Origin of the sequence: Bradyrhizobium sp. LHD-71 (genome assembly GCF_031157255.1) — a bacterium.
Taxonomy (GTDB): Bacteria; Pseudomonadota; Alphaproteobacteria; order Rhizobiales; family Xanthobacteraceae; genus P52-10.
In genome coordinates, this window is record NZ_JAVIFX010000007.1 from 49,824 (window position 1) to 62,182 (window position 12,359).

Here is a 12,359-nt window from a genome sequence, read left to right on the forward strand (position 1 = left end):
AACCCTCGCGGTGAACCAAGCAACAAGAACAGGCCGCTCCCCGGCGGCCGCTACGGGACGGCATGGACTACATCGAAATCAACGGCGCGGCGCTCCGCTACGACGTTTCCGGCGCGGGCGAACAGACGCTGGTGCTGGTGCACGAAATGGGCGGCACGCTAGAAAGCTGGGATGACGTCGCCCCGCGCCTGGCCGGTCGGCGGCAGGTGCTTCGTTACGACACCCGCGGCGCCGGCATGTCGCAGAAAGCCCGCGGCGAGCTGCACATCGACACCATGGCTGACGATATTGCCGCGCTGCTCGACGCGCTCGGCATCTCGGGCAAGGTCGCGCTCGCAGGCGTCGCCGTCGGCGGCGCGATCGCGCTGCACTTCGCGGCGCGTTATCCCGAGCGGACCAGCGCGGTCGTGGCCGGCAGCCCCGCCACCGGGATGGCGCCAGATCGCCGCGCAGCGGCGCTCGAGCGGGTAGCGAAAACAGAGCGCGAGGGCATGGCGGTCGCAGCCGAGGATTCCATGGCGACCGGCTATGCAATTGAGGTGCGCGGCAACGCCGCGCGCTATGCGAGATTCCGGACGCGCTGGCTCGGCAACGATCCGGCAAGTTACGCTACGATCTATCGCATGCTGGCGAACACGCAGATGCAGGACGAGTTGCTCAAGCTCGCCTGCCCCGTGATGGTGATCGGTGCCACCTTCGATCGCGTGCGGCCGCCGCCGATGGCTGAAGCGGTCGCGAAAGCAATCCCGAACGCCCGCTATGTCGAATTGCCAACCACGCATTACATGGCCGCGGCGACACCCGAACTGATCGCCGATACGGTCAGCGACTTTCTGACGTCGGTCGGCGCGTAAGAGCCGACCACAATCTGCCGGAGACCACCATGACCCAGCCCACCCAGCAAATTCCCGGCGTCTATCACCGCAAGATCGGCGACATCGTCGTGACCGTCATCAGCGACGGCTACCTCGACGGCGACCTCAGCGTGATGCGTAACGTCGATCTCGACCAGGCGCACAGGGTGTTGAAGGATGCGTTCCGCCCCGCGCGACGTACCAGCGTCAACACCTTCCTGATCCAGTCGAAAGGTCGCCAGGCGCTGGTCGATAGCGGCTCCGGCGATTATCTGCAGAAGAGCGCCGGCAAGGTGCAGGCCAATCTCAAAGCTGCGGGCGTCGATCCGGCGTCGATCGACACTGTGCTTCTGACGCACATGCATCCTGACCATTCGGCGGGCCTCACCGAGATGCCGAGCGGACGGTTGTATTTTCCGAATGCGGAACTTGTGATGCACGAGAATGAGTTGCCGCACTGGTTCGACGACAGCGCCATGTCGAAGGCCGATGAGCGTTCGCAGAAGATGTATTTCCTGGCCGGCCGCGAACAGGTCGCACCCTACAAGAACCGCACCCGTCTGTTTAAAGAGGGTGAGGTCTTTCCGGGCGTCACCGCCGTGCCGAGCCCCGGCCACACGCCGGGCCACACCGCTTACTTGATCGAGTCGGGCGGCGAGCAGCTGATGATCTGGGGCGACACCGTGCATGTGCCCGAGGTGCAGACGGCATTCCCCGAGGCGGGCATGGCATTCGACACCGATCTCGCGGCGGCAGCCGCCTCGCGAAGGCGCATGTTCGACCGCGTCGCCGCGGATGGCGTGCTGATCGCCGGCATGCACCTGCACTTCCCCGCCTTCTCCCGCCTGGCGCGCGAGGGCAACGCATACCGCTTGTACCCAGAGGCCTGGGTGCATTCGTTGTAACGCGCCTGCGGCCTCCGCCTTCAGTTCAGCGCAGCAGCCCGCGCCAGGCATTCTGCGTCGTCCCTGCGAAAAGCAGGGACCCATGACCACAGAGCGGATCAGGGTCGCAAGCGTTACTCAAAAGGTACCGCGCGCAAGTCGCCTCATGACGACCAACGATATGGGTCCCGGCTCTGCGCTGCCTGGCCGGGGACGACTGATCATACTCAATCGTCAAACAGCCAGCGGCCAGCAGCCCGGATGAAGCGTCAGCGTAATCCGGGCTACGTTCTTCGCTCCCGCCTACCGCACACCGTGGCCGGCCTTGACGCCAGCGATCATCTTCGGCGTCACGACCTTATCGGACGTGATGACGTCCCACACCATCGCGGTGTCGCCCTTCTCGTACTCTTCCATCAAGCCTTTAAGCTGCTTGACGTCGGTGACGGTGGCGCCGCGCAGGCCGAAGCCTTCGGCAATGGCCTTGAAATTCGGCCGGCCGAAGATCGCGCCGGTTTCGTCGATGCCTTCGTGGCGCAGCTTGTGGATTTCGGCACCATACGCACCGTCGTTCGCGACCACCATCAGAAGCTTGATGCCGTGCCGGCGCACTGCTTCCAATTCCTGGATGTGCATCAACAAGCTGCCGTCACCTTCGAACAGCACTACGCGGCCTTGCTTGCGGGCCGCGGCGACGCCGATCGCATACGAAATCGAGTTGCCGATCGCGCCGAAATCGCGCATCGCGTGATACTTCGTCGGATCACCGCCGCGCATCACCGTATGGAAATACGAGTGATGACCCGACCCCGAGACCACATCATAGTCCTTCGGCAGCACGCGCTCCATTTCCTCGAAAACCCTGCGCGGATCGAGCTCGCCGGGCGCGACCTCGTAGACCGTCGCGTCCGCCGGCTCTTCCTTGATGCGCTTGGCCAGTTCCGGCGAACGGATGCTGGCCGCGGTCTTGCCGCCGGCCTTGATCTTCTTGAGCAGCTCGACCGCTGTCAGCTTTGCGTCCGCCTTCATGTAGATGTCGGCGGCCTGATTGCCGTGCATGAGGCCGATCGGGTTGAGGTCGACCTGCACCATCTCCGCCTGCGGACAAAGCGTGTCGCCATCGACAGTGTAATAGGTGAGACGCGCGCCGAACGAAATGACGAGGTCCGCCTGACGGAACACCTCACGCGCGATGGCGCGGGCGAAACCGCCGGCGATGCCGACAGAGAACGGGTTGTGATCGTACATGCCGCGACCAAGCAGCGTCGTCGACAACAGCGCGCCGCTGGCTTCGGCGAGCTCTTCAACGTCCTTGCGACCATCGGACCAGACGACACCGCGGCCGGCGATGAAGATCGGGCATTTGGCCTTCGCAAGCTTGTCGGCGACTTCGGCGAGCTGATCGGGATTCGGCGGCACAGGCGCGACGACCGGCGTGATCTGGCCGGCGGGCTTGTACTCGCCGATATTCGGCAGCGGCTGCAGCTGCAGGTCGTATGGGATTCCAAGCACCACAGGCTTGCGCTCGTGGCGCGCGACGTGAAATGCCTCGCGAACGTACTGATACATGCGCTGCGGGCTGTGGGCGGAGATGTAGTGCGCGCCGCACGCTGCCGCGAGCGGCTGCTGCTCGAGCATCTGGCCATACCACTTGGCGCCGATCGGCGTCTCGCCGGCGAACACGATCAGCGGCACCTGGCTGCGCGCCGCCGACGTCAGCGCCGTCATGATCTGGGTAAAACCCGGACCACACGTCACGGAAGCGACACCGACCTTGCCGGTGGCGCTGGTGTAGCCCATCGCCATCGCGCACGCGCAATGCTCATGCCGCGCGTGATAGGTGTTCATGCCGTCGATGTCCTTCATCGCCGTCACCCAGTGCATGTTGCCGTCGCCCATGAGAGCGAAGTGATGATCGACGCCCTCCGCCGCGAAAGCATGGGCCAGCGCCTGATAGGTCGGCATATTGCTCATGAAGTGTCCTCGACTTTTTCTTGTTTGGTTATCTCGTTCCGGGTGGCGGACCACCCGACAAACTAAGGAGTAGGTTGTTCATCTGGTGTCGCGAAACGAACCGTTTTTCAAGGCTTGGCTGCAGCGAAGCGCCGAATTTTGGCCATCAGACGCGACTTTCGAACCTCAAGCTATGATAACATTCGAAAGGCTCCGCGCAACTCTTGTGCCTGATACATCGGCATATGTTGTTGCGATCGATGATACCGACTTGTTGTTGCGCGACACGGTACGACATATCCCATCGATTGAATCGAATCGGATCTGCAAGATGGAAACGCGACTGTTCGGACGAAGCGGGCTGAAGGTTTCATTGCTTGGCTTTGGCTGCGGCGCAGTCGGCGGACTGATGGTCCGCGGCACGCGCGAAGATCAGGAGCGTGCATTCGTGCGCGCTATCGAGGCGGGCATCACCTATTTCGATACGGCGGCGATCTATGGCGACGGCATCTCCGAGCAGACGCTTGGCCGGCTGGTCCGCCAATTCAAGCCGCGCGATTTCATCTACGGCACGAAGGTGCGCGTATCTGCGGCAGAGAAAGGCGACCTTCGTTCGGCGATCAACGTGTCAGTGGATGCGAGCCTGAAGCGGCTCGGACTCGCGCGCGCCGACATCCTGCACTTGCATAACCCGATCACCAATGACGGCACGGGAAATTCGCTGACGGCCGAGCAGGTGTTGCAGGAGGTGGTGCCAGCCTTCGACGCGCTGCGCCAACAGGGCAAGATCGGCTTTATCGGCATCACCGCGACCGGTGACACCAGCGCCTTGCTCAAGGTCATCGATGCCGGCGCGTTCGACAGCGCGCAGGTGAGCTACAACATGCTCAACCCGTCGGCCGGCGAGATGCTTCCGCCGAACTATCCCGCGCAGGATTACGAACGATTATTCCAGCACACGGCCGCGGCCGGCACCGGTGTGATCGGCATCAGGACGCTCGCCGGCGGAGCGCTCTCCGGCAGCGCCGAGCGGCAGCCCAACGCCAGTCCGCCACCGCCGCCGATCGGTTCGGCCACGAACTTCGACGGCGACGTCGCCCGTGCTCGCCGTTTCCTGCCGCTGGTCGACGAAGGATTTGCGACGAGCCTCGCGGAGCTCGCGACGCGCTTCGTGATCTCATGCCCGACCATAGCCGTTCGAAGAACGGCGTCGCTTCGCTCGCCTATGGGGACCGCGCTGATGGGCCTCGCAACGCTGAGCGATCTCGATCAGGCCATTGCGGCCGTCGAGAAAGGACCGTTGCCGGCCGCCACGCTCGCACGCATCGCAGCGGTGCAATCGTCGTTTTCGGGTGAGACGAGGTAGTTGCCTTACCTGCGCTCACGGCAGAACAATCGCGTATGAGGTCTGAGTGAGCGGTCGCCACGCACTCAGCATGTCCCCTCCCCCGGGGGAGAGGGGGCGCGCGCCGAGTTCGCTGCAATCTCTGAGAGACCGGTCGCTCTACGCCGAGGCGGCTCGCTGAACTGGTGCTGCTGATGCTTCGTTGCCTTTCAGCACGTCCATCGCGGCGGCGACGCCGCCTGCCCGATGCGGTACGCTGGCGAGATGCAGGCCCATCTCCACGCCGGCCAGCGTGCCGATCAGCATCAGGTCATTGAAATGGCCGAGATGGCCGATGCGGAAGATCTTTCCTTTCAGCTTCGAAAGTCCGGCACCGAGCGACATGTCCAAATGTTCAAGCGTGACCTGCCGGAAGTGATCGGCATCGTGGCCATCCGGCATCACGACCGCAGTCAGGATCGGCGAATGCTCGCGCGGCTCCAGGCAAAGGATTTCCAGATTCCAGCCGCGGACCGCCGCGCGGGCCGCAGCAGCATGACGCACGTGTCGGGCAAAGACGTTGTCCAGCCCCTCCTCATGCAGCATCGCGATCGCTTCCTTCAGGCCATAGAGCATGTTGGTCGCGGGCGTGTACGGCCAGCTGCCACCCTTGTTGGCGGCGATGATCTCATGCCAGTCCCAGTAGGAGCGGTTCGACGTGTTGGCCTTCGCAGCCGCCAGCGCCTTGTCCGACACCGCGTTGAAGCCGAGGCCCGGCGGCAGCATCAAACCCTTTTGCGAGCCCGCCACGGTGACGTCGACGCCCCACGCGTCGTGCTCGTAGGCGATGGAGCCGAGCGAAGAGATCGTGTCCACCATGAACAGCGCCGGATGCTTGGCACGATCGATCGCCTTGCGGATGTCGGCGACGCGGCTGGTAGCGCCGGTCGAGGTCTCGTTGTGCACGACCATCACTGCCTTGATGCGATGGCTGCGATCCTCCGAGAGTTTCGCCTCGATCTGCTCGGGGCTGGCGCCGCGCCGCCAGTCGCCCGCAAGCATGTCGACCTCGAGCTTGAAGCGCTCCGCCAGCGCGCGCCATTGGCTCGCGAAATGACCGGTCTCGGCCATCAGCACCTTATCGCCGGGCGACAGAGCGTTGACGATCGCCGCTTCCCAAGCGCCGGTGCCGGACGAGGGATAGATCACCACCGGGTTCTTGGTCCGGAAGATCGATTTGCAGCCTTCCAGCACGTGCAGCCCGAGCTCGGCGAATTCGGGGCCACGATGGTCGATGGTCGGCATGTCGATCGCGCGCAGCACGCGATCGGGAACATTGGTGGGGCCGGGTATCTGCAGAAAGTGCCGGCCCGTATGCCTGGTCATGGTCGTTCCCTCGCCTGCGGTTGTCGGATTGTCGATGATTGTAGTCTTCGCGCGGGGTCAGCGACAACCCGCTGAAACATCACATCATCGTCGAATTGCAATCGTTCCGCCAAGCGAGGACAATGCGAGACGTCATTTCGATTGAGGCCACGATGGCTCAGCCCGCAGCCGCAGCAAAACCCCGAGCCACCGACGAGCTCGCCCGACGCCTCGCCGCCGAGGTGACCGGCGAGATCCTGTTCGACACGGCGAGTCGTGGCCGCTATGCGACGGACGCCTCGTTCTACCAGATCATCCCGGCGGGTGTCGTCGTGCCGCGCACCACCGAGGAGGCGCTGCGCGCGCTCGCCATTGCCCGCGACTCCGGCTTCACGGTCACGCCACGGGGCGGCGGCACCTCGCAATGCGGTCAGGTCATCAACAGCGGCCTGGTCGTGGACTTTTCGAAGCATCTGCACCGCATCCTGTCGCTCGACGCCGAAAGACAAACATGCGTGGTCGAACCCGGCATCGTGCTCGACGACCTCAACCGCCAGCTTCGCCCCCATGGTCTCTGGTTTCCGGTGGACGTCTCCACTGCCTCGCGCGCGACGATTGGCGGAATGGCCGGCAACAACTCGTGCGGTGGCCGCTCGTTGCGCTACGGCACGATGCGCGACAACACGCTTGGCATGCAGGCTGCGCTGGCCGACGGCACGCTGCTGACATTCGATGAACAACCGCGCGACGCAGCACTGTCGAACGTCGATGCGCCGGGGCGCGATCTCTTTCGCGACATGTTCGCGCTGGGCGAGCGTGAGGCAGGCGAAATCGCCACGCGGTTTCCGAAGGTGCAGCGGCGTGTCGGCGGCTATAATCTCGACGCGCTGACGCCATCGGCGGCACCGAACAATCTGGCGCATCTCTTGGTCGGCTCCGAAGGGACGCTTGCTTTCACCACGCAGGTCGAACTCAAGCTCTGGCCGATCATCCGCAACCGCGTCCTGGGAGTCTGCCACTTCGGCAGCTTCTACGAGGCAATGGACGCAACGCAGCATCTGGTGAAGCTGCAGCCGATTGCCATTGAACTGGTGGATCGGACCATGATCGGGCTCGGGCGCGATATCGCGATGTTTCGCCCGACCATTGAAACCGCAGTGCGCGGTGATCCCGACGCCCTGCTGCTGGTGGAATTCGCCGAGGAAGACCAGGGCGAGAACCTTCGCCGGCTGAAACAGCTCGGCGAATTGATGGCCGACCTCGGCTTCGGCTGGAGCCAGCCTAAGAAGCGCTGGGGCGGCGTCGTCGAGGTCGCCGATCCGGCCTTGCAGGCCAGCATCGCCGACTTCCGCGCCGCCGGGCTCAACGTCATGATGTCGATGAAGCAGGAAGGCAAGCCCGTTTCCTTCATCGAGGATTGCGCAGTGCCGTTGCCGCACCTCGCCGACTACACCGAACGCCTCAATCGCATCTTCGAGAAGCATGGCACGCACGGAACGATGTACGCGCACGCGTCCGAAGGCTGCCTGCATGTGCGGCCGGTGCTGAATTTGAAGCTGGAGAAGGATGTGCGCGCGATGCGCGCCATCGCCGAGGAAGCCTTCGCGATGGTGCGCGAATACAAGGGTTCGCACTCGGGCGAGCACGGCGACGGCATCGTCCGTTCGGAATTTCACGAGGCGATGTTCGGCTCGCGGCTGATCCGCACGTTCGAGGAGGTGAAGCAGCGCTTCGACCCGGAGGGCACGCTCAATCCCGGCAAGATCGTGCATGCGCCGCGCATGGACGATCGCAACCTGTTCCGCTACCCGGCGGACTACCGCCCGATCGACCTCAAAACCGCGCTCGACTGGTCGTCATATACCGGCGCGTCCGGCGGCTTCCAGGGCGCGATCGAGATGTGCAACAACAACGGCACCTGCCGGAAGCTGGAAGGCGGCGTCATGTGTCCGTCGTTCCGCGCCACGCGCGACGAAAAGGACGTGACGCGCGGGCGGGCAAACACGCTGAGGCTCGCGATGACCGGCCAGCTCGGTGCCGACGCCCTCACCTCCGATGCGGTAATGGACGCACTCGAGCTTTGCGTCTCCTGCAAGGCCTGTCGCAACGAGTGTCCGACCGGCGTTGACATGGCGAAGATGAAGATCGAGGTGCTTGCCGCACGCCACGAACGATTCGGCCTGTCGCTGCGCGACCGATTGATCGCCTTCCTGCCGCGCTACGCACCGCTGGCCGCGCGGTTTGCACCACTGGCGAACGTCCGCAACCAAAGCCGATTGCTGCGGCAACTGTTCGAGCGCGTCGCCGGCGTAAGCGCCAGGCGCGTGCTGCCCAGATGGCGCAGCGATGCTTTCGATTCTTCAGCCGGGGCCACAGGCCCTGCCGGCGGCAAGGAGGTCGTGCTGTTTGCAGACACCTTCAATCGGGCCTATGAGCGCGAGAATCTCGACGCCGCCGTCAACGTCCTGACCGAGGCCGGCTATCGCGTGCATCTGCCGCGACCGGCCTCGGGGCGCCGAGCGCTCTGCTGTGGCCGGACGTTTCTTTCGGCGGGCCTCGTCGAACATGCACGTGCGGAGCTGGCGCGCACCGTCGCGACCTTCGCGCCGTTCGCTGCACGCGGCGTTCCGATCGTCGGACTTGAGCCAAGCTGTCTGCTGACGCTGCGCGATGAACTTCTGTCGCTGCGCAATGACGAGGCCGCAAGGTCGATTGCGGCGCATGCTGTCCTGTTCGAGGAATTTCTGTCGCGCGAAGCGGCGGCCGGCCGGCTCAAGCTCCCCCTTCATCCTTTGAAAAAGAAAGCGCTGCTGCACGGCCACTGCCATCAGAAATCCTTCGGCGCCTTCAAGCCGGTAGAACAAGTGCTGCGGCTCATCCCCGAGCTCGACGTGAAGTCGGTCGAGTCGAGCTGTTGCGGAATGGCCGGAGCGTTCGGCTATGGCGCCGACACGTTTGAAGCCTCGATGGCGATGGCGGAGCTCTCACTGCTGCCTGCCGTCCGGCAGTCGCAAGCGGATGACCTGATCGTCGCCGACGGCTTTTCCTGTCGCCATCAGATTGCCGACGGCGCGAAGCGCGAGGCACTGCACGTCGCCCGCGTGCTGCAGATGAGTTTGCGGGGTGGGCCGTTGCAAGCGTAGCTAAGGCTTGTAGCCCGGATGAGCGCAGCGACATCCGGGGAGAGTTGGCGGAGAGTCAATCCCGGGTGTCGCTGCGCTCACCCGGGCTACAGCGCCGAGTTTATGGAGAGGCGCTAACATCCAATAAAGCGGTTGAGCGTAGAGATGATCTCGGAGTCGGGACCTGCGCGATTGTCTTCGGCAATGTGGACGTAGAGGTCAGCGGCGCCGGTCAGCATCGTCGATGCGCCCTGTTCCGGGAGCAGAAATTTTGCGATCTCGCGCATCTCGCCGTCCCAGCGATAGGCCTTGTCGTACATGCTCGGCAACGCCTTCGAAAGCCAGCCATAGAGCTGCGGCTGGCTGAACTTCAGTTCGGCGATGAGGCTTTCGGCTGCGCCGTTGCGCCCCGCTCCGAGCGCCATGGCTGCGCCAAGCGCCTGAAAACCCTTGGTGATACCGGCGTAGGACATCTTCAGGGTGGACGCATCACCAAGCGTTGTCGACAGCACGCGCGTATCGAGACCCAGCTGTTTCAGCACCTCGGCCTCGCCTGATATCGGTCCCGATAGATAGAGGCGCGGACTCGAGCCGTCCGGCTTGGGCGCAGCACCGATGATCGATCCATCGAGGAACGGCAGGCCTTTCTCGACGAAGGTCTTCGAGATCGCCGCCAGCGTTTGCGGTGCGATCGCGTTGCAATCGATATAGACGGGCTTTCTGGAGGCCTGCTGGATGAAGCCAAGAAAGCGCTCAGCCGTCGCGCCCGCCACGGAAGGCGGGACGATCGAAAGGAAAAGCTCGGATTCGGCAATCAGGGTGGCATCGTCCACCACAGTGACGCCTGCTCCACGAGCGCGTTTGGCGCTCGCTTCGCTACGGCCGGACAGCGACGTCAGCACGCGAGCCCCGCGCTCGACCAGCCGCTGCGCGACCCCAGCCCCCATCTCACCCATGGCCACGACTGCGACAACCGTCATGTGATTGCTCCTTAGATTTTGCGCGCCAAGCTAATCGCAATTTCGCGCCGCACAAGTCGCAATCGCTCGACCGCTTGACGCCGGATAGGCAAGCCTGCACAATTTTTCGACGGTCGCTTGCCTTCGAATTCAACCTATCGAGCCGTTTGTGGTGCCGGGCATCCGTCCCGGAGCATGATCGTCTCCAATGACAAGACCGTCGCACAGGTGACGGGCGTACGGAGAAGACCAATAAAACATTAGGAGAGGACGATGCCCAGGTTTGTGACGGCTTTGGCGGCGGCAGCGGTCGCCTGCGCGGCTTCGGCGGCGCATGGACAAACGCTGCGGATGATGAAATCGCTCGACGCACCGCATTATGATGGCCAGCGCACCACGTGGTCGCCCTCCTCCGACATCGTCAATATGTTCCAGGACACGCTGGTGGCGCTGGATTGGGACGGCAAGACGGTGATCCCCTACCTCGCAAAATCGTGGACCGTCAGCGAGGACGGCAAGACCTACACCTTCAAGCTGCGCGACGACGTGCAATTCTGCAGCGGCAAGAAGTTCACCTCGGCCGATGTCGTCTACAGCGTCAAGCGCCTGCTTGATCCCGAAACCAAGGCGCCGCTGAAATGGCGCGCCGGAAATCTCAAGGAGGTGCGCGCGACAGATCCTTACACCGTCGAGTACGAGCTCAACGAGCCTTACGCGGATCTGATGATCAACCTCGTCAGCTTCACGATGGCGATCCACAACAAGGACAGCGTAGAGAAACACGGCAAGGACTATGGCGTGCAGGCGATCGACGGCACCGGACCGTGGTGCTTCGAATCCTGGCAGCCACGCACGGAGATCGTCCTCAAGCGACACGACGCCTACAAGTGGGGACCATCGATGTACCAGAACAAGGGTCCGGTGAAATTCGAACGCCTCTCGATCAGGATCGTGCCCGAGGACTCCGCCCGCGTCGCCGCGATGATGGGCGGCCAGTTCGACGTCACTCATCAGATCCCTCTGCAGTTCATCCAGCAGGTGAAGGCTGCGCCGATGCTGCAGGTGCAGGAGGCGAAGCCAAATTTCCAGCTCATGTATTATGGCTTCAAGACCAACCGGCCGATGGTCTCAGATCCACGCGTGCGGGAGGCCATGAGCATCGCCATTAATCGCGCCGAGATCGTCAAGGGGATCATGCTGGGCAACGCCGCGCCCGCCTACACCTTCATCGATCCGGACACGCTGGATTTCGATGCCGCAACCAAAGCAATGATCAAGGAGGACGTCGAACGGGCGAAGACGCTGCTCGACGAAGCGGGCTGGAAGGTCGGCTCCGACGGCTTCCGCACCAAGGACGGCATGCGCCTCGCGCCAAAGGTTCTGTTCACGCAGGTTTCGTACTTTCCGCGCGTTTCGGAAGCGATCCAGGGATACATGCGCAAGATCGGCGTCGACTGGAACATCATCGGCTATGACTCAACGATCGCGCCGGCGAAGATGGCCGAACAGGATTACGAATTGTGGACGGTGACATTCCCTTACGTCTCATCCGGCGACCTTTTGAACTTCTATTTCGACTCGGCGAACATTCCGGCGCCGAACCGGATGAACTGGAAGGACGCGCAGACGGACGAGTGGCTGAAGCTCGGCCGAGCTTCGCTCACTGACGCGGATCGCGCAAAATACTACGGCCTGGTGCAGCGGCGGATCACCGAACAGCACCTTTGGATGCCGGTGATGAACGTCGCCATGTACACCACCAGCAACAAGAAGCTGAAGGGCGTCCGTCCGCACATGCTGTACCAGAACACGTTTTACAAAGGGCTGGACTATTCGTTCTGAAGACGTGATGAGCCCCGCTGGATCGTCGCCATAGGCGCGCGAAGCGACGCCCGCTC

General features: G+C 63.3%; 8 protein-coding genes. 5 read left to right on the top strand and 3 right to left on the bottom strand.

The window, feature by feature from the left end:
- Positions 1-62 precede the first annotated feature (62 nt).
- Together RCO31_RS09535 and RCO31_RS09540 are read left to right on the top strand one after the other, a co-directional pair.
- A complete protein-coding gene (locus tag RCO31_RS09535; protein ID WP_308968079.1) occupies positions 63-854 on the top strand; it encodes an alpha/beta fold hydrolase in 792 nt (263 codons plus the stop codon).
- Positions 855-883: 29 nt separating this feature from the next.
- Positions 884-1,759 carry an MBL fold metallo-hydrolase gene (locus tag RCO31_RS09540; RefSeq protein ID WP_308968080.1) on the top strand — a complete coding sequence of 292 codons (876 nt, stop codon included), beginning with the start codon at positions 884-886 and terminating at the stop codon, positions 1,757-1,759.
- A gap of 282 nt (positions 1,760-2,041) precedes the next feature.
- On the opposite strand, the gene RCO31_RS09545 is transcribed toward RCO31_RS09540, so the two are convergent.
- Entirely contained in the window at positions 2,042-3,712 is a 1,671-nt protein-coding gene (locus tag RCO31_RS09545; RefSeq protein WP_308968081.1) for a thiamine pyrophosphate-binding protein, read from the bottom strand.
- 310 nt (positions 3,713-4,022) lie between these two features.
- Here RCO31_RS09545 and RCO31_RS09550 point away from each other — a divergent pair, with 310 nt between their 5' ends.
- A complete protein-coding gene (locus RCO31_RS09550) occupies positions 4,023-5,057 on the top strand; it encodes an aldo/keto reductase (protein WP_308968082.1) in 1,035 nt (344 codons plus the stop codon).
- A 138-nt stretch (positions 5,058-5,195) separates the two neighbouring features.
- Here the strand turns inward: RCO31_RS09550 and RCO31_RS09555 are convergent, their stop codons facing one another.
- Entirely contained in the window at positions 5,196-6,401 is a 1,206-nt protein-coding gene (locus RCO31_RS09555; RefSeq protein ID WP_308968083.1) for an aminotransferase class V-fold PLP-dependent enzyme, read from the bottom strand.
- Between the two features lie 152 nt (positions 6,402-6,553).
- Between RCO31_RS09555 and RCO31_RS09560 the strand changes: the two genes are divergently transcribed.
- Positions 6,554-9,523, top strand: a complete 2,970-nt coding sequence (locus tag RCO31_RS09560) for an FAD-linked oxidase C-terminal domain-containing protein (RefSeq protein ID WP_308968084.1) — start codon at positions 6,554-6,556, stop codon at positions 9,521-9,523.
- A gap of 113 nt (positions 9,524-9,636) precedes the next feature.
- On the opposite strand, the gene RCO31_RS09565 is transcribed toward RCO31_RS09560, so the two are convergent.
- Complete coding sequence (locus tag RCO31_RS09565; protein WP_308968085.1) at positions 9,637-10,482, bottom strand: DUF1932 domain-containing protein; 846 nt, start codon at positions 10,480-10,482, stop codon at positions 9,637-9,639.
- A gap of 252 nt (positions 10,483-10,734) precedes the next feature.
- On the opposite strand from RCO31_RS09565, the gene RCO31_RS09570 reads away from it, so the two are divergent.
- A complete protein-coding gene (locus RCO31_RS09570) occupies positions 10,735-12,303 on the top strand; it encodes an ABC transporter substrate-binding protein (protein WP_308968086.1) in 1,569 nt (522 codons plus the stop codon).
- Positions 12,304-12,359: the final 56 nt, after the last annotated feature.